26 protein-coding genes are annotated in these 21,719 nt (G+C 42.5%); 23 read left to right on the top strand and 3 right to left on the bottom strand.

The genetic code is table 11. The annotated features are described in order from the left end of the window. The first annotated feature begins 1 nt into the window (after position 1). The 8 genes from B3D47_RS09945 to B3D47_RS09910 all read left to right on the top strand — a co-directional run bounded on the left by B3D47_RS09945 (position 2) and on the right by B3D47_RS09910 (position 4,189). Positions 2-1,075 (top strand): major capsid protein, encoded by a 1,074-nt coding sequence (locus B3D47_RS09945; RefSeq protein WP_286861802.1) that lies wholly within the window; start codon positions 2-4, stop codon positions 1,073-1,075. A gap of 10 nt (positions 1,076-1,085) precedes the next feature. Further along, complete coding sequence (locus B3D47_RS09940) at positions 1,086-1,445, top strand: hypothetical protein (protein WP_286861800.1); 360 nt, start codon at positions 1,086-1,088, stop codon at positions 1,443-1,445. Between the two features lie 7 nt (positions 1,446-1,452). Continuing rightward, positions 1,453-1,893 (top strand): gp436 family protein, encoded by a 441-nt coding sequence (locus B3D47_RS09935; RefSeq protein WP_286861798.1) that lies wholly within the window; start codon positions 1,453-1,455, stop codon positions 1,891-1,893. A 7-nt stretch (positions 1,894-1,900) separates the two neighbouring features. Continuing rightward, a complete protein-coding gene (locus B3D47_RS09930; protein ID WP_286861796.1) occupies positions 1,901-2,416 on the top strand; it encodes a phage virion morphogenesis protein in 516 nt (171 codons plus the stop codon). Beyond that, positions 2,391-2,813 (top strand): phage tail terminator protein, encoded by a 423-nt coding sequence (locus B3D47_RS09925; RefSeq protein WP_271259656.1) that lies wholly within the window; start codon positions 2,391-2,393, stop codon positions 2,811-2,813. Before B3D47_RS09930 ends, B3D47_RS09925 begins: the two co-directional genes overlap by 26 nt. A 9-nt stretch (positions 2,814-2,822) precedes the next feature. Then, complete coding sequence (locus B3D47_RS09920; RefSeq protein ID WP_286861792.1) at positions 2,823-2,993, top strand: hypothetical protein; 171 nt, start codon at positions 2,823-2,825, stop codon at positions 2,991-2,993. Further along, positions 2,993-3,754, top strand: a complete 762-nt coding sequence (locus tag B3D47_RS09915; protein ID WP_286861791.1) for a hypothetical protein — start codon at positions 2,993-2,995, stop codon at positions 3,752-3,754. Before B3D47_RS09920 ends, B3D47_RS09915 begins: the two co-directional genes overlap by 1 nt. A 105-nt stretch (positions 3,755-3,859) precedes the next feature. Next, positions 3,860-4,189, top strand: coding sequence for a hypothetical protein (locus B3D47_RS09910; RefSeq protein ID WP_286861790.1), 330 nt, complete (start codon positions 3,860-3,862; stop codon positions 4,187-4,189). A gap of 248 nt (positions 4,190-4,437) precedes the next feature. On the opposite strand, the gene B3D47_RS09905 is transcribed toward B3D47_RS09910, so the two are convergent. After that, positions 4,438-4,605, bottom strand: a complete 168-nt coding sequence (locus tag B3D47_RS09905; protein ID WP_286861788.1) for a hypothetical protein — start codon at positions 4,603-4,605, stop codon at positions 4,438-4,440. A 498-nt stretch (positions 4,606-5,103) separates the two neighbouring features. Here B3D47_RS09905 and B3D47_RS09900 point away from each other — a divergent pair, with 498 nt between their 5' ends. The 15 genes from B3D47_RS09900 (at position 5,104) to lysC (ending at position 19,365) form a co-directional block, all read left to right on the top strand. Next, positions 5,104-5,667 carry a hypothetical protein gene (locus B3D47_RS09900; RefSeq protein ID WP_286861787.1) on the top strand — a complete coding sequence of 188 codons (564 nt, stop codon included), beginning with the start codon at positions 5,104-5,106 and terminating at the stop codon, positions 5,665-5,667. 53 nt (positions 5,668-5,720) lie between these two features. Continuing rightward, positions 5,721-6,119 (top strand): DUF4124 domain-containing protein, encoded by a 399-nt coding sequence (locus tag B3D47_RS09895; protein ID WP_286861786.1) that lies wholly within the window; start codon positions 5,721-5,723, stop codon positions 6,117-6,119. A 75-nt stretch (positions 6,120-6,194) separates the two neighbouring features. Continuing rightward, positions 6,195-9,659 (top strand): tape measure protein, encoded by a 3,465-nt coding sequence (locus B3D47_RS09890; protein WP_286861785.1) that lies wholly within the window; start codon positions 6,195-6,197, stop codon positions 9,657-9,659. After that, entirely contained in the window at positions 9,656-10,075 is a 420-nt protein-coding gene (locus tag B3D47_RS09885) for a hypothetical protein (protein ID WP_286861783.1), read from the top strand. The genes B3D47_RS09890 and B3D47_RS09885 overlap by 4 nt, the downstream gene beginning before the upstream one ends. Continuing rightward, positions 10,065-12,032: a hypothetical protein gene (locus B3D47_RS09880; RefSeq protein ID WP_286861782.1), complete on the top strand. Its 1,968-nt coding sequence runs from the start codon at positions 10,065-10,067 to the stop codon at positions 12,030-12,032. Before B3D47_RS09885 ends, B3D47_RS09880 begins: the two co-directional genes overlap by 11 nt. Before the next feature lie 8 nt (positions 12,033-12,040). Next, positions 12,041-13,663: a hypothetical protein gene (locus B3D47_RS09875; protein WP_286861781.1), complete on the top strand. Its 1,623-nt coding sequence runs from the start codon at positions 12,041-12,043 to the stop codon at positions 13,661-13,663. 52 nt (positions 13,664-13,715) lie between these two features. Beyond that, the gene (locus tag B3D47_RS09870; protein ID WP_286861780.1) at positions 13,716-14,987 is read left to right on the top strand and encodes a hypothetical protein; all 1,272 of its coding nucleotides are present in this window, start codon (positions 13,716-13,718) and stop codon (positions 14,985-14,987) included. Next, positions 14,971-15,255: a hypothetical protein gene (locus B3D47_RS09865; protein WP_286861778.1), complete on the top strand. Its 285-nt coding sequence runs from the start codon at positions 14,971-14,973 to the stop codon at positions 15,253-15,255. The genes B3D47_RS09870 and B3D47_RS09865 overlap by 17 nt, the downstream gene beginning before the upstream one ends. Continuing rightward, entirely contained in the window at positions 15,252-15,638 is a 387-nt protein-coding gene (locus B3D47_RS09860) for a hypothetical protein (protein ID WP_286861776.1), read from the top strand. The genes B3D47_RS09865 and B3D47_RS09860 overlap by 4 nt, the downstream gene beginning before the upstream one ends. 17 nt (positions 15,639-15,655) lie before the next feature. Continuing rightward, positions 15,656-17,743 carry a hypothetical protein gene (locus B3D47_RS09855; RefSeq protein WP_286861774.1) on the top strand — a complete coding sequence of 696 codons (2,088 nt, stop codon included), beginning with the start codon at positions 15,656-15,658 and terminating at the stop codon, positions 17,741-17,743. Then, the gene (locus tag B3D47_RS09850; protein WP_286861773.1) at positions 17,736-17,969 is read left to right on the top strand and encodes a hypothetical protein; all 234 of its coding nucleotides are present in this window, start codon (positions 17,736-17,738) and stop codon (positions 17,967-17,969) included. Before B3D47_RS09855 ends, B3D47_RS09850 begins: the two co-directional genes overlap by 8 nt. Before the next feature lie 60 nt (positions 17,970-18,029). Continuing rightward, on the top strand, positions 18,030-18,293 hold the full coding sequence (locus B3D47_RS09845; protein WP_048882812.1) for a hypothetical protein: 264 nt from the start codon (positions 18,030-18,032) through the stop codon (positions 18,291-18,293). Then, entirely contained in the window at positions 18,277-18,825 is a 549-nt protein-coding gene (locus B3D47_RS09840) for a glycoside hydrolase family protein (RefSeq protein WP_286861772.1), read from the top strand. The genes B3D47_RS09845 and B3D47_RS09840 overlap by 17 nt, the downstream gene beginning before the upstream one ends. Further along, a complete protein-coding gene (locus B3D47_RS09835; RefSeq protein WP_048882810.1) occupies positions 18,822-19,226 on the top strand; it encodes a hypothetical protein in 405 nt (134 codons plus the stop codon). Before B3D47_RS09840 ends, B3D47_RS09835 begins: the two co-directional genes overlap by 4 nt. Beyond that, positions 19,111-19,365 carry an Rz1-like lysis system protein LysC gene (lysC, locus tag B3D47_RS14815; protein WP_422652862.1) on the top strand — a complete coding sequence of 85 codons (255 nt, stop codon included), beginning with the start codon at positions 19,111-19,113 and terminating at the stop codon, positions 19,363-19,365. The genes B3D47_RS09835 and lysC overlap by 116 nt, the downstream gene beginning before the upstream one ends. A 13-nt stretch (positions 19,366-19,378) precedes the next feature. Here lysC and B3D47_RS09830 read toward each other — a convergent pair whose 3' ends face one another. After that, positions 19,379-20,677, bottom strand: coding sequence for a Y-family DNA polymerase (locus tag B3D47_RS09830; RefSeq protein ID WP_286861768.1), 1,299 nt, complete (start codon positions 20,675-20,677; stop codon positions 19,379-19,381). Continuing rightward, positions 20,674-21,231 (bottom strand): LexA family protein, encoded by a 558-nt coding sequence (locus B3D47_RS09825; RefSeq protein WP_286861766.1) that lies wholly within the window; start codon positions 21,229-21,231, stop codon positions 20,674-20,676. The genes B3D47_RS09830 and B3D47_RS09825 overlap by 4 nt, the downstream gene beginning before the upstream one ends. Positions 21,232-21,719: the final 488 nt, after the last annotated feature.

Below are 21,719 nucleotides of genomic sequence, written 5' to 3'. Positions count from 1 at the left end.
CATGAGTCAAACTTTTACATTTCAAAATGCACCGGTTGAATTGCTGGATGTACCACAGCTAGTTCTATTAACCGATACTACTCAAAAGGTAGATACCTGGTTAATGGATCGCTTCTTCCCACAACGTGTGTCCTACACTAAAAAAGAAGTTCCAGTAGGTGAGCTAAATACAGCAACTCCACTTGCGCCGTTTGTGACCCCGACTGCAGCTGGTCGACAGATCAAAGTGGGTGAATCTGGTAACGTGAAATTCGTTAAGCCGGCTTACTTAAAACCTATGATGACGGTCATGCCGAGTGAAGTGCAGAACACGGCGCTGATTGCACGCTTACGTCAGTTCGGCGTAATTGCCACTGGTTCAAATCGTTTATCTGATGCAGATCTGCTGCTGATCGACCAAGCTCAAAAAGCATTGTATCTGCGTCAGTCAATTGAAAACCGAAAGTTACTAATTGCACGTGATGTCTTGCTCTACGGTAAAACCACTTTTGCTTCTGCAGACTTTCCGATGTACAAAGTGGATTATGAGCGTAATCCAGCGTGTAACTACGCACCATTAATTAAATGGGGACAGGCTGGTGCGACTCCAGTGAAAGATATTCAAGCCATGATCGACTTGTCTATCGAGCATTCAGGCACATCACCTATTATGGCTTTGACCACCTCTAAGGTATACAACACCTTAATCAAGGATCCAGAGTTCAAAGAAAAATTTATTGCGCCGTATGCTGGTATTAGCGTTCCACTAACTCCGACTTTCGATCAAGCTGATAAGCCTCAATTCCGTGGCACAGTAGATAATATTGAAATCTGGACTTATGACGTAAGTCATAATATGGGCGGTTCCTCTGATCGTTTTATTCCTGAAGACTTCTTTGGTCTTGTTTCGGATGCGAATGGATGGATTGCACATTGTGCATTACAAAACGTTGAGGCATTTGGTCAAGCTCTGGAATTCTATTTGGGCCAATGGCAAGAAAAGAACCCTTCGAGCATTCAGATGCTTGCTGAATCATCTCCACTTGCTGTTCCGAATAACAAAAATGGCTTAGTCGGCGGTCGCGGCTTCGTTTAAGGAGAATCAAATGCCAAAGTATATTGCAAAACAGTCGATCGGACACTTCCGTCCAGGTCAGGAAATAGAGGGGCTTGAAGCTAAACATCTTCAGGCCCTTTTAGCATCTGGGGCTATTGAAGAATATCAAGAGCCGGAAGAACCTAAGGCAGATGATACCGCTGCGCGTTTGACTGAACTTGAAAAGGCCAATGCTGAACTAACAGCAGCAAATAAAACCTTAACCGAAGCCAATCAGGCAGTAGTTGCTGACAAGGCTAAGGTTGATCAAGAGGTTACTGAGCTAAAAGCAAAAGTGGCTGAACTTGAAAAGGTGAAACCAGCTGCAAAACCTAAAGCAGACCCAAAGCCTGCTGACGAAACCAAGTAGGTGATCCATGTACGCGACTGAATCAGATTTGGTCGCACGATTTGGTGATGAGATTGAGGGTCTGAAAACGATGTTTCCTTCTCAGTCCTCAGTAACTGATGCAATCCAGGATGCAACAGAGGAAATTAACGGTCACATCGGTGGTCGTTATCCTTTGCCGCTTCCCAATGTACCGAGTAATTTAAAGCGTATGGCGTGTGATATTGCACGTTATCGTCTTTATTTTCAGCAACCAACAGAAGAAGTTCGACAGCGCTATGAGGATGCAATTGCATTCTTAAAGCGTGTGGCTGACAACAAAGCACATTTGCAGATCCAGTTGCCTGAAACAAACCAGATCGTGGATGACCAACCAAAGAATAAGCCATCAACGGCGCCAATCGGGACAAGTTACACCGGTGGTGTTTTTGGAGATTCTATCTTGGACCAGATGCCCAGTATAAAGTGAGGTGTTTATGCCTTTCGCAATAACCATTCAAGCTGATAGCTCACCTATTGAAGCGGTGCTTAAACAATTGGGTAACTTTGATTCGCTCAAGAGCCAGTTGTTTGATGAGATTGGTGCTGGGCTGGTCAACAGTATTCAGCATCGGTTTCTAACTGGTACTGGTGTAGATGGAAATCCATGGAAGATTTCATGGAGAGCCAAGCTGCAAGGACGTGATGGTGTGGGCACTGGTGAGACGCTGCGTGATACTGGCCGTCTGATGAATTCCTACACACACAATGTGCTCTCAAGTGGTGTGGAGGTGGGGACGGATGTTGAGTATGCACCTCATCTGCATTACGGCGCAACAATCCTGCCCAAGAATGGCCAATACATCACTTTTGCCGTGGGTGGCCAATATCGGAAAGTTAAGCAGTCGATTCTACCGCCTCGGACTCAACTCGGTCTTGATGCTGAAGACGAGGTTATGGTTTTGGATATTGTTGGGAGTTTTATAGATGAGCACCTTCTTCGCGGTACGTGATGAGATTGCAGAAAAACTGAAAGAGATTCCAGAATTTCTAAAGATCTATACGCCTTTGAATTCAGTCAGTGTGACAGAGATGTCGCAGGTCACGCCATCAGCACACGTGAATTTTGTCCGTATTGACAAAAAAGCCAGTGCAGGCCGTGGAAGTATCAATCAGATCGGTCAGCAATGGGCGGTCACGGTGGCATGTCGCAATGCTCAATCCCAGATGACCGATGGTCGGGCGGTGAGTGATGAGGCGGGGCTTTTGACTGAGAAAGTAATTCAGCTACTTTCCGGCTGGCAGCCTCAAGCATCACGGACGGCGCTGGAAATGATTTCGGTGCGGGATGGCTACAGTCCTGGCTTTGCATACATCACGATTATTTTTGAATCACAAAAATTCATTTAGGAGCCAGTCATGGCAAAACAATACAAGGCAACTCAGCCCGTCGGTCGCTTTCAAAAGGGCGATGTCATTGGCGGGTTGGATGATACTCAAATTAAAAAATTACTGGCAGATGGTGTGATTCAGGAACTTCCTGAACCTAAAGCTGCTCCAGCCAAGAAAACCACAGGGGATGAAAAGTAATGGCTAAAGAATATATCTCGTTGCAGGGTAAATTCTATTTATCCAAGCTAACCAATGGTATTGCTGGCGCTATGCGTCATCTGGGCAACGTGCCTGATTTCGAGCTTGAGATTAGTGCAGACATTATTGAGCACCAGGAATCAACATCGGGTAATCGCACAACCGACTTCACAATGGTGAATACAACCTCTGTGAATTTCTCTGGAACACTTGAGGAAGTGGACAAAGACAATCTGGAGTACATTGTATCTGGTACAAATTCTGAAGTTGCAAGTAACACCATCACTGATGAGTCTCTAGGGACTGTGGTTGCTGGTCATGAAATTCAATTAAAGGGTTATAACTTATCCCAAGTGTCTTTTAAGGATTCTGCTAGTGGCACACCAAAAACACTTACTGATGATCAGTACACCGTGGATGCTAAGTTTGGCACTGTGATTTTCCATGACGTGGCTGATCTCACGATGCCTATTCTGGCAACTTATACGACTGGCGCCGTAACACATACCACTTTGGCAAACAACTTCAATGAAGAATATGAATTGTTCTTTAAAGGGGTAAATACAGCAAATGGTAAGCACATGGCTGTGCGCTTATGGCGCACTAAAAAATCACCCGAAACCACTTTCCCATTAATTCATGAAGAATTGGGTCAGTATGAAATCTCTGGTCAGGCCTTATCTGATGTGGGTAAAGAAACAGACCCAACACTTGGCTTATACGGTCATATCGTAACGATTCCGGCAGCTACAGCACCTTAACCCATACAGGCACAAAGAACGCCACGGCGCTACGCGTCTTTTTTTTGTGCCTGTTTTTTTATCAATGTTATAATTTTGGGAAGAATTATAAGCATTGGTGAAAAGTTGAATAAATTACTAGCCTTACTATTGGTGGCATCATTAAGCTCTTTATCTGTTAACGCAAAAGAAATTGAAAAAGACAAATGGGAAGATAAGCGCCAGATGTGTGATATGGGTACGAAAGTAGCTAGAGCTGTTATGAATGCTAGACAGCAAGGTGTTCCAATTGAAGAAATGTACGAAAATTTAAGTGGTATAGACACGAGAGTTAGAGGTCTATTTGAGGGGATTATAAAAACCGCTTATGAAGCTCCAATCATTCAATCAGAACAATTAGCAGAAAGAGCCACTTTGGAATTCACTAATCAGTTCTTTAAAGCTTGCATGAGTTAATTTACTAGATAAATCGACACCGCTATTAAGGCGGTTATTTAACACCTCATCGTTTTGTAATATTTGGTTAGTTTAATTAACGCCCAACAGGGTTATAAAGGATGTTCAGTTCACGTTAAGAACGAAACTTCTATGACTAAAATTGAGATGCTATTAATCGTACTGGCTGTAGTAGTTATATCCTTTACTATTTATGCAGTAGGACAAACATTCAATTAAATAAAAAGCCCTTGATTAAGGGCTTTGTATTATTCATCAGATGATTCGGACTTTTGGTCTTTACCATCTCCATATTCTAGAGCTACCTGTTGCGCTTCAGCTGCAGCAGTAGCTTCTATTGGCGGTTCTGATGCAATAGCTATAGTGCCAGCAAATCCCATTAAGGCTAGGATTAGAATCTTTGAATACTTTTCCATCTGAATTTCCTCTACGTTTCTAAAACTTAAATTCAGTGTAGAGAGTGATTTCAATAGTTAGTGTACTGGCTATGTCGGGATATGTAAGATATTCAAGTCTATAGTTATAGGTATCAAGGTTTACGTAAGAATACTTTTCCGTTGAAACTTTTTTGTTGAGTTGCTTAATGAAATATTTGAATACTTAAATAGATTACTACTCACCAAAATAGATTTTCTTTATTTCCTTTGTTTGTAACTTCCAATAATTCTTTTGTAATCTTATTGTTATTAGATGCTCTCTTTCTTTATCATATGGTAAAAAAGAAGGCGGGTAGTGCAATGCCAACTAAGGCTGAAATATCTGTGATTGTACTAGTGATAGTTGCCCTAATAGTTGTCATTTATAAAATAGGGCAAAGTCAAAACTGGGTTTTTTAATAAATTGTTATGTAGCTTCTAAAAGAACCATCCTTCGGGATGGTTTTTTAATGTTGAAAATTTAAATCGAGACCCATCATGAATGATTTTTTCTTAGCCACAAATCGAAGCGTCAAAGTTAATGATATCGAAGTACGCCAAATCCAGATGAAAGACTTTGATACCTGGGCAATGCATGCTGAGTCGATTAAGAACTTCATCAAAGACCAGAATCATTCAGATGAGATTTTGACAGGGCTATTTAAAGCTCATGGCGTGCAGGTGATTTCGACTATGGCCTGTGTCACCGATCTGGATAAAGAATCGCTGGTAGAACTTGCTACTGATGAACAGGGATTCAAGGATCTGCTTAAAGCGGTACTTCTGGTCAACCAGGCTTACTTCAAATATGAAAAGCCTAAACGTGGCATCAAAAAGCCAACTACTGAATCTACCTGGTTCGATTCATTCCAGTTTCTGGTATCAATGGGTCATCAGCATAGCGAAATTATGGAAATGACCTACGGTGCATTCCAGTCCTATGTCAAAGCGGCAAACAAGCTGTATAAGCAGGGAATCTTTAATAACGCCGTTGCAGCACGTGTAGCTCAGTCTGACAAGAAAGGTTTTGAGTCATTTAAGAAAGGAATGGTTTTTGATTGATCAGGCAGCACCCTAAAGTTATGATGTGAAAAATAATAATTTAGGGGGTTGCTGTGAAGAAATTACTATTAGTAGTGATGACGTCGGTATTATTGATTCAAAGTTCTTTCGCTGCTGAGGTTTATACCTGCACTGTAAACGGAAAAACGGTTTATCAGGGAAAGCCTTGCCCAGGTAAAAAATTGAATGCGCAAGTTCAGCAATCTCAAGCTGCAATCAAAAGACAGCAGGCAGTCAGAGAAAAAGAAAGAGCCGAACGTGATGCGAGGAAAGAACCGCGCATTGGAATGACAAAGTCCGAAGCTGAGAAATCAACATGGGGCTATCCAGATAAAGTTAACACAACAACCACAGCTAAAAATGAGTTTGAGCAATGGGTATATAGAACACCTTATTCTGGATCAAAATATCTGCATTTTACAAATGGAAAATTAACATCAATTTCAAATTAATCCCTTGGGATAGTTATTGATATTTGAGTTTACCCGCTTCGGCGGGTTTTTTATTGCCAAAATTTAGAGGTCAGCATGTCTGGTAAAAATTTAACATTCAAATTAATCATGGATGCCGACACTAAAGGTTTCATTGGCAACATCAAGCAATCAGAAGATGCAGCTAAGTCAGTATTTAATGCAATAAAGCAAGAATCAGAACGGTTAAAACAAGCGACTACTGATGCTTCTAAAGAAATGGGAAATATTATCCCTAAAGGCACCAGTGAATTAGCAGACAAGCTCTCTCAGTCTCTAAATGCTGCTACAGGCATTATCAAAGATGCTGGTGACAATGCAAAATCTACAGCAGGCAATTTTACAGATTTTGGTAATAAGGCCGAAAAAGCCTTAGGTCAGCTTAAAGGGGATTTGGCTCAGGCCAAGCAAAATCTTGAAGTATTTTCAAAAACTAAAGTCTCACCTGCAGATATTGAAAAAGCACAGGCTCAGATTGATCAACTTGAAAAAGAAGTTCAGCAAGCAGATCAGGCTTTTATTGGATTTCAGGCAGAAGTAGGCAAAGCCAGCACAAGTTTAAAAAATACTGATAGTGCTGCACAAACAGCTCAAAAAGGGCTTAATGGTGCAAAATTTGCAGTGAATGCTCTTGTTGGCGCCATGGCTGCAATTGGTGTTGGTCTAGGTCTACGAGAGCTTGCTGAAGCTGCCGACTCATACACCAATCTATCTGTCCGTATTCAGATTGCCACTCGTGAAGGAGGGAATTTCTCTTCTGCAATGGCTGGCGTTCATCAGGTAGCACTTGCCACAAATTCTAGCTTACAGGCAACAGGTGATTTATTTACCCGACTAAATACAGTTGGTAAAGAAATGGGGATGACGCAGCAACAGGCGTTAGATCTTACTAAAACAATTACCCAAGCAATTCAGATCGGTGGTGGTTCTGCACAAGCAAGTGAAGCAGCTGTCCAGCAGTTTATTCAGGCTATGCAGGGCGGTGTACTGCGTGGTGAAGAATTTAACTCCATTATGGAGAATGGGTATGGTTTAGCTGAAGCCTTAGCCAAGGGTTTAGGGGTTACCACTGGCGAACTCCGTAAAATGGCCGAGAATGGCGAGCTTTCTTCAGAGCGCGTTATTAAGGCTGTTCAAAGTCAAGCCACCCAGATTCAAGAAACCTATAACCAATTTCCAACCACTATTAGCAACGCGTTACAGAAGATTTCTACACAGTGGCAAATTCTGATTGGGGAGATGGATCAGGCTAATGGATCAAGCGCGACAGTAGCTAATGCACTATCAATCATTGCTGACAATCTTGGAATCCTGAAAGTATTCTTTGATGATGTTGCTGAAGGTGTTGGATGGTTTCAAGACAAGTTATCAGAAATCGATCCATCTACTCTTGAAGCAATCAGAAGTACCTTATCTGCTGTCTACGATACAATTAAAACAGTCATATCAAGTTTGGCTGGGATCGCCGAAACCGCTTGGAGTGCTTTTACGTCTACCTTGGATGCTATCTCTCCATTATTTAATGCAATCCTGAATGGTAAAGAGGAAGTTAGTGGTCTAACCACCTTATTCAATATTTTTAAAATTGCACTTGGTGTGGTTTCTGATGGTGCTACCGGACTAAATATTGCTTTGAAGCTACTCCTTTCCGGTATCCAGTTTATTTCAGGCGGTATTTATGCGCTTAGTGCTTCAGTATTAGATTTTCTAGGTTTTGATGATCTGTCTGCTCAAGCACAAAACGCCTCAGATGCTTTATTCAGGCAGGCCGAAAAGAATGCATCCGAGGCAAACAGACTGGCACTTGAAAGCAAGTCAGCTACCAGGGAGGCGATTCGAGAGATTCGTCAGACTGAGGATGAAGCCAATGCGGAGCGGGTTGAAAAAGCCCAGCAAACACTGACTGAATTGAAAGCTCAGGAGGAAAAGCACAAAGCTGATTATAAGACCATCAGTGATGAGCGCATTCGACTGGAACAACAGCTATATGAAGCACGTAAAACTGGTAATCAGGCTGCGATTGATCAGGCTGTAAAAGGTCTTACTGAACTGAATGCCAAGGAAAAGGCTTATCAGGCTGAAAGTCAGAAAATCACAGATGCCAAAATTCAGGCTGCTCAGGTTGTAGCTAGTGCAATGATTCAATCTGCAGATACTGCAGGGATGGCGCAACTAAAGGTTCTTAATGCCCAGTTAGCCGCTCAAGGTTTACAGGCTGAATTCGATAGTGCCGGCAAAGTTGTTGTTAAGGCTATGCAAGATGCGACCATAGCAACTGATGGTCAAGTTAATGCGACAGACAAAGCCCGTAAAGCTGCTGCCGCGCTTGGTATTGATCTGGACGTTTCCTTAAATCGTGTCTCTGAAAAATTTGCCGAAAATAGCAAAAATGTTACCACCTTTGCAGCCGGCCTAGAGGATCTTGGGGTTAAGGGCAAGCAAGCTGGTAATGTTACCTATGAAGCCTGGCTGACATGGCTCCAAACAGCGAAGAGTCAGGCCGAAATTGATATGGCCAAAGCCAAGCTTCAGGAGTTTGGTGATCAAGGTAAAGTTTCGACTGGTCAGGTAGAGCAAGGCTTAATTGCGATTAAACATCAAGCTCAAGAATTGCCAGATGATATTGATCCTGTCACAGAGGCTTTTAGACGTCTTGGTATTGAGACAAAGGAAAATCTCAAGCTGGCTGCCCAGCAAGCATTGATGGATTACATCACGATCCGGGATAGCGGCAAGGCAACTGCAGAAGGTGTGCAAAAGGCTTATGAAAAAGCGGCTCAGTCGGCAGCTGCATCCGGTGATGCTGGTGTCATTGCTGCAACCAATGCTGCAAATGCTGGCCGTAATCTTGAGATTCAGATTGATGACACAGGTGTTGCTGCCGTCAAATCCATGGACGAATGGGCCAAATCTAATGACCGTGTTAAAGATTCTGCACGTGGTATTGGTGACGGTTACCGCCATGCTGGCCAGATCGCAAGGGAAGAAGCTAAATCTTCCACCGAAGCCTGGGCTGATGCGCTCAAAGCAACTCAAGGCAAAATGGAAGCATCAAAGACTGGAAAAACCGCAAAATACGGGCTTTCTGTTGAAGAAATTGAACAGAGACTTAAGGATATTGGTTATGAAGGTGATGCGAAGCAAAAAGCACAAGAGTTATTTAAGGCTGCTGAGCCGGTCGCTGGTGGGTACTATAAGTCTGCATCCAATGAATGGGTGAAGAAAAACTATGGAGTATCTGCCTACGACAATCAGAAAGCTATGGGTAACGGTATGTATGTACTCGAGCAGATTGAGAAACTGAGCCAATATGTTGGTAAGAATAGTTCTAGCAGCTTGAACAATTACGCGCCGTCGATTCCTTCTGCACCATCAGTTAGAGATACGAGCCAGCCAAGCAAAGAAGTTACCTACAACTTTGATTTCAACGGTAAGCAGATGAAATTTAGCGGTCCTGCTGGACAGGAGTCTTTAATGAATGAACTGGTTAATCAGTTAAAAGTACAAGCGAGATCAACATGAAGCTTATTCGCTTAGCAACATCAGAAACCGTCCCATTAGAGGACGGTTTTTTATGGTCTGATGAATTCTCATGGAAGGCCATTGAGCAAACCCAAGACTATGCGATGGATGGGACTTTAATCATTCAGGAAGGCAAAAAGAAGTCTGGCCGACCAATTACCTTGCAACCAGCAGATCCACAAATGGGCTGGATTAAGCTGCGTGAACTACGGACTGTTTTGGAGTGGTCAAAATTGCAAGATGAAAATTTCAAACTGCAATTTGAACAGCCACATGATAGCCGGCAATTCACCGTCAAATTTAACCACCAGGATGGGGCTTTAGAAGCCGCACCGGTAAAAGGAATTCCAGCGGTATCACTGGATGATTATTTTAATGTGACCTTACGCTTTACGGAGTTAGACGATGGCGATTGAAACCAAGGATTTAGTAATTTACAAGTCTGAACGCTTGACTGATAACTCGGATGGCGGTGGTAAATATTCTGGCGTTGTGGTTCAGGATGGGATTAGCAATAACCTGTTCAATGACGTGTCTGAAATGGATCGAACCATGGGTGATGTATCTATGCGCAAGGTCTTTCCAGCTGTGACTACTGAAGATACCGATTTATTGATGGGTGCAACTGTTTTTGTATCTGAGCTACCAGAAGATCCAAACGTATCTGCACTACTATTCAGTACTAAGAACTGGACGGATGAACGCCAGTCTGCCCAGAACCGGTTGGAAAACTACCTAGCAAAAGGCGGCCAGATCGCAGGTACACCACTAGATACCCACTGGAAAGGTATGTCATCACTACAGGTGGCTATGTTCCCACAAGAGGTTGAATCATCCGTTGGGGATACGATTGTCCTGATCAGTGATGAAGGTAAAGCTTTAGAGCGTGAGCAATATGTGCGCATTACCAAAGTTGAAACTCGTACTGCAATTATGGTGGTGGATGGCAAAAACGTGGAATACAAGATTGCCACTTACTCACTCAATGATGCACTGGAAATTGATTTTGTTGGATTGTCTGCGCGTCAGTGGTATGCAGGCAACACGTCAAAAACCATTATCCGGGATACGATTGTTGCAGATACTGGCCTGTATTACTCATCAACCGCACTGGCTACTGATGCCAATGTAGGCGAGTTTACCGTAAATACCAAAAGCATCTTTGCTCAACTGATCCCATCAGCTCAGACAGAAACTCCAATTATTGATGTCAACGCTGCAGGTGAGAGTGTAGTGCTGGTTGCAGGTAATGAAGGCACCATTACAGCCAGTTATCCAAACATGGTAATTGGTGTCAGTCAGAACCTATATATCGGCTCAGCTGTGATTCCTTCCAGTATTTCTTTCACGATGCAAGGTCAGCAGATTACCGATCAGGGTGGTTTACTCAAGAATACGCAAGGCACACAAGTTGGCACGATTGATTATCAACGTGGATTAATTCAGTGGACTGCGGCAGCACCGGCTGGAACCGCAAGTCTGAATATTACATTTAAACCAGCAGCTGCACCGAATCAGTATTACCAAAGCCATGCCATTCCGGTAACTCAAAATAATCAAAGCACCAACTGGACTGGAGTGTTAATTCCTATTCCGGCACCTGGTGCACTGTCCATTTCCTACATGTCGCAAGGCAAGTTCTATGAACTTAAAGATGATGGCTCGGGGCAGTTAAAAGCTGCCAGTCCGTCTTTTGGCTCGGGTATGATCAACTATGAAACTGGCTCATGGTTGCTCACTACAGGCGCCTTGCCGGATGTTGATTCTGTGATTCTACTGAACTGGGGAACACCAATTGTCACCTTTGTTCGATCAAACTTGAGTGTTGAGAAAGCGGGATTTGAGTTTGATTTTGAAAGTGCTGTGACTTCAAATATTACAGTGACTTGGTTGCTTGAAGGTCAAACACAAACAGCAACATCAAACAACCAGGGGCGTTTTTCAGGTGATGCGATTGGTTATATCAACTACAACACAGGAAAAGGTAAGCTGTTTCCAAACAAGCTACCCCAAAAAGGCACTGCGTTTGGGATGGAGCAAAGTCTTGGTTCAAAAGAGCAGAAAACTCTATCAGGTGTTATGCCAGATAACTCAAACCGCCTAACATTCACCATTGGTGATGGTCTGCCAATTGAGCCTATGAGTGTTTTTTTGGAGATTCCTGTACGCAGTGCAGATAATCAAGATACTGGTACTGTTTTAATTATTGATACACCTATCAATGCAACAACAGGTGCTCTGATTGATTCAGCTAATGGCATGACTTACGGCACGATTACATACAGCACTGGTGCGTGTGAAGTTACACCAGTTAAAACAATTAAAAAGCATAAGCCAAAATATGGCTTTACTGCAATTTATGCGTCAGCATAGGAGCTTATATGTCTTTTTACACTCCTGTCATCTCAGGCTTACCATTTGAAGATGTAGATCTCAAAGCTCGCGGTGCAACAACAGTCATTGCAAGCTATCGCGACACATCGAGCGATACAACCGCACCAATCACAAAACTTGTTACAGCCGATAAATTAACAGTTGATTTAACCAATGGCTTTGATGAACAGATTTTGACGGGTTCAGCCCGATTCAAAGTAGGTGCTGATACTTTCCTGGATCGTACTGGCTTGCTGTATCGCAATGTGAATCCAGCCAATAATAGCGGGATTCAGTCGGGTGTTATTCAATACGGTACCGGGATCGTTGAAATTGATTCCTGGACTCCGAATGCAGATAACACGATTACTCTGGAATCCTTAACCACTACCACCGACCTGTTGTCGGTCAACAAGATCAGCTTTAGAACCTCAATCATGCCAATCCGGCCACAATCCTTAACTGTGGTGGTGGGAACAATTGAATATGGCCAGCTCACACTGACAGCTGATGAAAATGGCGTGATTGAAACCAGTCGGGCGCATGGGCAGGTGAACTGGGATAATGGCTTTGTGACGATTTACTTCCACACCAAAACCAAAATCACCGAAGCCAACCGTGCGGATATTGAGGCAAAGGATTGGTATGACCCGATGCTGGAATATCAGGAAGGTCTGGACACTTATATCAATGTCCCGGTTTGGGTCGACGCTTCATCCGTGCGCTATAACGCTGTGGCTTATACCTACATTCCACTAGACTCTGAAATTCTAGGTCTGTCTGCTACACGTTTGCCGATTGATGGCCGGGTGCCGATTTTCCGCGTTGGTGGTATTGGTATTGTCAGCTCAAGCAAGGTGCAAGAGCTACCAAGTGCGATTGCTGGTACGATATATAACTTGAATGATCAGCGTATTTCATGGGCAGAACTAGAAGATGCCAACGGAACGAAAGTCGCCTTCGATCTTTACACAGTTGATTATGATTATGGCCGTGTGACATTGGGTGGTGATTTCGTACTGGGTAATCTGGTTGCACCACTGACAGTTAAATACCGCTATCAAGATATGGGCCTGATCCGTGATGTGCAGATCAACGGTCAGCTGACATTTACTAAGCCTTTAACCCATAACTATGATGCGGTGGATACCATTGTTGGTTCCGCTTTAGTTATTGGTGATATGCAGGCGCGTTATACCCGCAAGTTTGTGCAAGGTTCGTGGAGTAATGTATGGGTTGATGAGCCAACGGGTGCCGGGATTTTAGCCAATTACAATGACTCGCTGTATCCGCTCCAAGTCACAAACAAGGGTGCGATTCAGGAACGCTGGGCATTAATCTTTACCGATGCACAATCATTTCGTTGTATTGGTGAATACTCTGGCCAGATTGGTACCGGTACCACCAATGCAGACTATGCACCGATCAACCCGGTCACTGGTGTGCCTTACTTCATCATCAAGAAAGAAGGTTGGGGAGCAGGCTGGGCGAATGGTAACGTCTTACGCTTTAATACCATTGCCGCAAACTTCCCAGTCTGGGTGATTCGTACTGTAAAGCAATCGGAACCAGCGGTACTGTCAGACCAGTTTCAGATCATGTTGCGTGGTGATATTGACCGCGAACTGTAAATATTAAATCAAATATGGCCGCGTAATGCGGTCTTTTTTATGGATGTAAAAAATGGTCGCAAGTACTGATATTAAGTTTTATGTGCATACCAACAATAATGCGCCGCAACTGCAAAATGCTTATGGCTCCATGATTAATGTGTTGGATGCGTGGCTAATTAACGGGGCTTTCGTAGGAAACGTTTTATCCTTGACAGTCTCTGGGCGCATAGCAACCGCTGTAGTAGATGCAAATCATAACTTATTAGCTTATCAAGTTATTAAGATAGCAGGAGCAAACCAGTCTGAGTTAAATCGTGAACATCGAATTACAAGTATTGAAAACGGCACAACGTTTAAATTTGAATTGCCGGAGGACTTAGGGGTAACAGCTGGCACTGGGTCAATTACTTGCTCTTTACCACCACTAGGATGGGAAAAACCATTCTCAAGCACTAATCCAGGTGGAGGGGGTAAGGCAGCATATCGCTCAAAGAATGAATTACTACCTAGACGCCCTTTTTTACGAGTCGTAGATGAACTAGATCCTGCATGGCCTGCAAACTATGCCTTATATGCCAAGGTAGGTATTGTGGAGCATATGGATGGAATGGATTCTCTTATTGGGAGTCAGGCACCTTATGATGCATCTAATCCAGATAAAAATTGGGTTGGTGCAGGGTCTGGAACGTCAGCATACAATGGTTGGGCTAAGTGGTATTACCGCCGAAGCACAGAGCTGCGAGCATCACAAAGCACGGATACTGGAGGGGGTGGGCTGGTTGGGAATTCTCAATATTATATTGTTGGTAATTCTGATTACTTTTATGTTTTAAACGGACATACTGCCTCGGATGCTAGAAAGTTGGCTTATTTTTTCGGCGCAATTGATTCTGAAAAACGAGATTGTTTTTTAGGGAGTTCGTTGGGTTATTTCACTGCATCGTATAATCAAAGACCCTCAATGGACACTCCCCTATTGTGGGGTTCAATTTATTATAGAAATTTAATTAGTGCACATGATGCTGATGGAGCAAGTGTATTTTCATATAGCTATGTAACAAGCTTGCATTTCAATGGTGCAACTGAATTCACAACAGGGGGGCGGAATGATATTAGTTTTTCAACACCGATATGTTTAGATGTTGTGGTGATTGAGGGTAATACCAATAAGTTTAGGGGAAAAGTGCCGCTACTAAAATGGCTACCGCACTTAAAACCATATGCGAATAATGCTCTTATAACCGACAATAATGGTGTGTATTTAGCTATAAATACATATTCAGAGCAAAGTGATGGCCAGTTTCTCATCAAAGTGGGAGATCTGAATGCAAATAGTAACTAACTTGGTGACCACAGGTCTCCGAGAGATTAGAGCAACCAAGATCGGCAGTATTCAAGGTTCTGTTCTAGAATTATCTAATCCCCTTAAAAATCCTAGTGCTGTTCGTTGCTACAATAGAGTGTCAGGTTCGCTCGAATGTGAAATTCGTAACGTGACAGCTGGCTATGCTTTTCATGGGCTTAATGGTTTGCAAACATATACGATTGTTGCAATCGACCCTCTCCGCAGATATAACGCAGTCATTCAAGATAATGTGGTGCCAAAATGAGTAAAACTTCAGTCAATGCTCGGCTTGCCATGATTCAAGCCTTTGCAAGCCTTATGGATAGCGGTAGCCAAAGTGCTATTGTTATTTTTTATGAAGGTGTGCAGCCTGCTAGTCCTGCTATTGCAGCCGATTCAAACAATGCTTTGGTGACATTGGTATTTCCTGAGCCATGTATCAAAGAAACCACTGCTACTTATGTGGAGTTTCATCCGACCGATACAGGCACTGTCATTAAAGCAGGCACTGCAACGTGGGCGCGGATTTATAATGGTGCAGGTGAGGTTGCTGCTGATCTGATTGTGGGTACTGACATTAGTTTAGTTAATACCAATTTAGCTTTGGGTGGCACACTGTCTGTTACTTCAATAAAACTCAGACCTTAAATTAAAAGGGTGCTCATGTGGATTTTAAAAATAAGCTCGGCACCGTTGATGCTCACAACCTAAACTTAAACTTTAAGCCTGATAATACTGACAGCCATAACATCATTCTGAATTTTGAGCATCTGGCCGATGGCTCAACCAATCTCAATTTTGGCGATGATGTTACAGCTGTAATCGATACGGTACTCGATGCTGAATTCTCATTTGAAATTAACGCAGTGTATGCGGAGAGTGGTGCGAATACTGCGGTCATAGATACGGTACTCGACACTGGATTTAGCTTTGATGCAGTTGCTGTATTTAGTGAAAACACTGATGTTATTGGCCAGATCGATACGATTTTAGATACCAATTTTAGCTTTGAAATCGAAGCAGTATTTAATGAAAATCTGTGCACCATTGATACGGTTTTAGATACTGATTTTAAATTTGAAGTTAAAGCATTATTCGACATCAACCATCTGGTCGGGGTGTCTTATGGTTTTGACATGCGATATCAGAAAGCGATTACATGCCTGAGCACCACAGAAATACCGTGGGCCAAACCAGTATTAAGAGTCTCAAATGAGGCTCTTTTTTATGACCAGGGTTTGGTGATTTCCAATCAGGCAGATATCCAGTATGAGCAGGCAGGGTCATTAACCCGGGCGATTAGATCCATACATGAGCAAGCAACCGGTTTAAGTTCTGATGCATATGTGGTTTGGGAAGAAGGTGATAAACGCTTTATTCATCAGCGCTACCTGCATGAAGAAACGATCAAACTGCGGCATAACCGGGAAACGGTCTGGCAGGAAATGATCCGCAGGCGCAAGACTTTTACTTATTCCCATGAAGTGGCGCAAGTCTTTGAGCACCGCTTTTCATTTGAGTGGGATAAAAGCCTTGAGATTATCACCAAGTCGGATTTGCCTTGGGATCAGGCCAAAGCGATTCATTACCGCAAGCATCCGGTTCAACCTTGGCCAAAGCCTGAAATACCCAAATACGAAGGCACGGGTGATTTAAATTTTGTCTGCCTCTGTCATGACGTTGATTCACACAATGTCGTTTTAAATTTTGGTGCAGATGACTGTATTCCAGCACTGCCGAAAAGGAACTGGTGGTATATCGTGAATACATTAACAGCCGAGCGATTGGATACCGGCGAGAAGATTAAGGTCATGGATGGCACCTATAGTACCAGTCGATCTCAATGGTGCTGGACCTACTCAATTACCGTGGCTCATACTGAAAAAGATAAGCTGCAACCAATCAATGGTCAGCCTGTGATCCTCAAAGTCACGATCAATGGGTTCGAGCATCATGTTCTACTGGAAGATCCAGAAGAAACTCGACGCTTTGCCAGTGTTTTATACACTTATCCAGGTCGAAGTGTGACTGCATTAAATTCTGATAAATATGGGCCTTTACGCTCATTTATCCAGGACAATGAACGTACTTCTGTTCAACTGGTTCAGGCTGAGTTGGATCGCGCTAATGCCAATACAATTCTGGATTGGAAGCTGATCGATGAACTGGGTTGGATCGTTCCGACTGAAAGCCTGAGTTATGCCGAACTTGCGCCAATCGATGCAATCAAACAGGTGGTTGATGCGGGCGGTGGCTTTATCTATAGCCAGAAAGCAGGTAATACACTGACTATCTTACCTCGGTACCAGAAAGGTTATTGGGATGCGATGATGGTGGATGATTACGATATTCTGTTATCTGAAAGCCTGGTGATGCAGCAAAACATCAAGAAGAACGATGAATATATTGCTGACTTCAATGCCATCACCGTAGTGAATAGCCGAAGTGGCGAAAGTCTGAAAGTACAGCAGCGCGGTACCTCGGGTGATATGCCGCTAGAAACAGTCACTGGTCCATTGTTTAATGTGGTGTCGGGGGCCAGTTACGGCAAGAATGAACTGGTCAAAGCCAATATTCAGGAATTGCACACCTTCGCTGATATTCCAGTAAGCCAAGAAATAGGCGAAATGTTACCTGGTAAAATCATTGCATTTAATGGCCAGTGGTGGGGCGTGATTGATGGGGTGAGTGGGTCATTCAGTCATAGCAAGGTCGATGAAACGATTACTGTGGAGCGTATTAGCCGTGAATAATCCTTTATTTGAACTGCGCAAACTACTTAATCCGACCCATGCAGAATATATCGGCACTATTACTTCAGTGAAGCATCCAGAGTATCGGGTTCAGATTGATGGTGGATCTGGTCCAGTGCTTTGCACATCCGGCACAACCTATAATTTGGGAACTAGGGTGTTTGTATCCAATCAAGTCATTTTGCGACCTGCTCCAAGTGGGTCACACTCAGAAATAGAAGTCTAACGATCAACAAAGCAACATCACCTTCGGGTGCTTTTTTATTGCCGATTTTAAGGGGGCGCAATGTCGAACGCGACACAAATGGTGGATGCTTCTGGGCCAGTAGCGACTACAGCAGGCACAGGCATCACAATTATTTCCTGGCTTGCTACTTGGGACTGGGGTTTTTTAATTGGTGTTTTGATTGGTTTGGCTGGTCTTGCGATCAGTTTTGCAAATTACCTATCAAACAAGCAATTTCAAAAACGTAAAGATCAACGTGAGCAAGAAGAACATGAACTGAAAATTGCAAAATTGCGAGGGCAATGGGATGCAAAACAAGACTAAATTATTTGTCGCTGGTTCAACAGTTGCTGCCGCTTTATTAAGCGGCATTTTTATTACTGGACCAAGTGAACACCAAGTTCAAGCGACAGCACAAAAAGAAGGCTTTACACCTAAGGCGGTGATCCCGGTTAAAGGAGATGTACCAACTATCGGCCACGGCACCACAGTCTATCCAAACGGTGTACGAGTCAAGATGACAGATCCTGCAATTGATCGTAAGACGGCGTTAAATTATCTCAAGCTGCACATGGATAAGGATGCCCAGCGTTTCAATAAAACCGTTCTAAATATTCCAATTTCACAACCTGAATATGATCTTTATCTTGATTTCACCTATCAGTACGGCACTGACGCCTGGTCTGGATCTTCCATGCTTCGTCATTTGAAAGCGCGTGAATATATCCAAGCGTGTAAATCACTTTTGAAATGGAAGTATGTGGCCAAGCGCGACTGCAGTATTCGTTCTAACAATTGCTATGGCGTGTGGACTCGACAGCTTGAACGTCACAATAAATGCATGGGGGCGCAATGAAAGAATTAATAACAGGATTTATCACAAAGTTTTACGAAGCCGTCATTATCTTTTTGGCGGCTTTTTTATTGCTGGTCCTAATTGGTTTGGGTGTACAGACATGGCGGGCATCGCACTGGAAAGAGAAGTTCGCTGCTGCTGATGTGGCATGCATTGAGCGTATCAACAAAGTGAATCAAGCCTATCAAGATGCTCTTGATACATGGAAGGCCAAAGTATTCATTGTTGAAAATGAACTAGAAGCCGAGCGCAATAATATAAAAATCCAATTCAGAGATATAAAACATGAAACTGAAAAAGTTATTACTGAGCGCGTTTATTCTGAGTGCAAGCTTACAGATGATGGCATGCGTATCGCCGAAGCCGCCCGCATTGCCGCAAATTCCAGCCAGCCTCCTTAATCCTTGTGATAAACTTAAGGGCTTGAACAATGGCACTATGGGAGAGTTGCTAACTCGCTATGTTGAGCATATGGAGCAATATGCAGAATGCTCAGCCAAAGTAGATGCTTATATTAAGATTCATAAGCCCTCTAAGTGAGGGCTTTTACTTTCTAATTATCAATCCTTAACATCCCATCCCAACTGAAATAATTCTGGGTTAAATTTTGGCGTGACATAGTCCATGCACGACCATGCATCTTACAAGGACCAATGGCTAACTTCTTATCTCCGAATCTTACTTTTACTTTCTCCAAAGCTTCTTGCAGTCTTTCATTTTTCTCTATTTGAGTACTATCAGATAGCAGGTCATATATGTATGTCGACTTCGGCTCGATAGCAGTCAAAATTACCCCACATTTCTTAAACTCGATTCCTTCCTGAAAAAGTTCATTCATTCGCTTCATTACAACCCGGTTCATGACGGCAGCACAATCAGTTGGCTCAGTAAATCCGATATTGATTGACTTGTTGTAGAAAGGCTTGTTCTTATCAAAAGGATTAGACTGAGCAAATGCTATTACGCAGCCACAGAGAGAATTATCTTCTCTTAAGCGCTTGACCGCATTTTGCAAGTAATCACTCATGGCCTCTGATAATGAGGCAATATCAGTTACACGCGCACCAAATGAGCGTGATGAAATGATCTGCTTTTTTGTTGGTGCAGCCTGCTCAAGTTCGATACATGAAACCCCTTGCAGCTCCATGACAGTCCTCTGCATGACTACTGAAAACAGTTTCCCCATTTGATGTGGATTTGAGGTAGCTAAATCACGGACAGTATTAATACCTAAGCCTTTTAATTTTTTACTATGCTGACGACCAACACCCCAGACTTCGGAAACATCAATCAAACTCGAAAAATAATCCCGGTGCTTAGGATCCATAGAAACCAGATCACAAACACCATTGAAGCGTTTTGCTTTTTTAGCCATGTGATTGGCTAGCTTTGCTTCGGTCTTAGATCGACCAATACCAACACTTACAGGTAAGCCTACCCATTGCAGGATGCGCTCCCTCATGTCTTGAGCATATTTCACCAGATCGTAATTTTCAGAATAGGCAGTAAGCTTCAAAAAGCATTCATCAATCGAATAAATTTCCTGCTCACCTGGTGTCACATACTCTGCCAGGATTGAATGAAAGCGCTGTGACATTTCTGCATATAAAGCATAATTACTCGAGAGAACCTGCACATTGTGCTTTTCAACAATATCGCGGATCTGGAATAGAGGAACACCCATCTTGATACCAAGATCTTTTGCTTCTTGAGAACGCGCAACTGCACAGCCGTCATTGTTTGAGAGAACAATTACCGGCACATCTTTGAGTTTGGGATTGAACAGGCGCTCACAACTTACATAGCAATTATTTACATCGATAAGCGCATAGATTTCATTGTTATAGCTCATCTGAACTTCTTGATTACATTTGTGACTACACCCCAGATTTCAAACTGCTGGCCTTCTAGAGGATGAATGTCTGGATACCCCTCATTCTCAGCTTTCAACCAGCAACCTTTCGCATCAATAATCAGTCTTTTAACAGTAAACTCATTATCTACACAGGCAATCACAATGTCTCTGTGCTGGGCTTCAATGCTTCGGTCCACAATCAGAGCATCATTAATATCAATTCCTGCATTCAACATGGAAAGGGAGTTGGCGCGCACGATAAAAGTGGCATTGGCATTGTTGATTAGAAACTCATTCAGATCTAGTTTCTTATCTATATAATCTTGAGCGGGTGAGGGGAATCCAGCCTGAACGCGTTCAGTTGCCAGGGGTATTTCTATTTTTGTAATAGGATCAAACTGGCGGATATCGCTAATTTCATTTTCTTTTTTTAATGACTTTAAGTATGCTCTTATATCAAGAACCTGTGATTCTGGCACACGAATCACTTTGGTTTCTTCAGATTTCTTTCTGCCAGCCCCAACACGAAAGCCCCCATGAGAATTACTCATAAAATTAATACCTCTTGATTATTGTTACATTAATCAAGATTGTAGAGATTCAGGATAATTCATACAAATAAAAGAAATCCTTTAAAATCAATAATGCGTCACAGGATGACGTTGAAATTTGAGTTTTCTGATAAACGGTAAACATGTGGATTGACTTTTTATAGAGTCCTACAAATGAGGGCTTCATTGTTCTATCAAGTCATAAAGCTTGACTTGTAGTTTATCGCTTTGCTGTACTTCCTATTGGCTTGTGCAGCAATTTTTATAATTTAATTATAAATTTAAGAAAAATTGTTATTGGGGAAAATAGTTTAAATAACTAATATAAAAAACATCTTAATCAAAAAAAATAATTTAATTTATCTAGTTATTTATTATTAATAATTTTTAAATGTAATTGTTTTATAAAAAAATTTTACAAAAAAAATAATTGAAAATTAGTGGAAAAATTAACAAAAGTTTAGAAAATTATAGAAAATTCAGTTTAA

Source organism: Acinetobacter sp. UBA3461 (assembly GCF_002381195.1).
Lineage (GTDB): Bacteria > Pseudomonadota > Gammaproteobacteria > Pseudomonadales > Moraxellaceae > Acinetobacter > Acinetobacter schindleri.
Note: the sequence above shows the minus strand (reverse complement) of the source record. Positions and strands in the feature narration are given on the sequence as shown.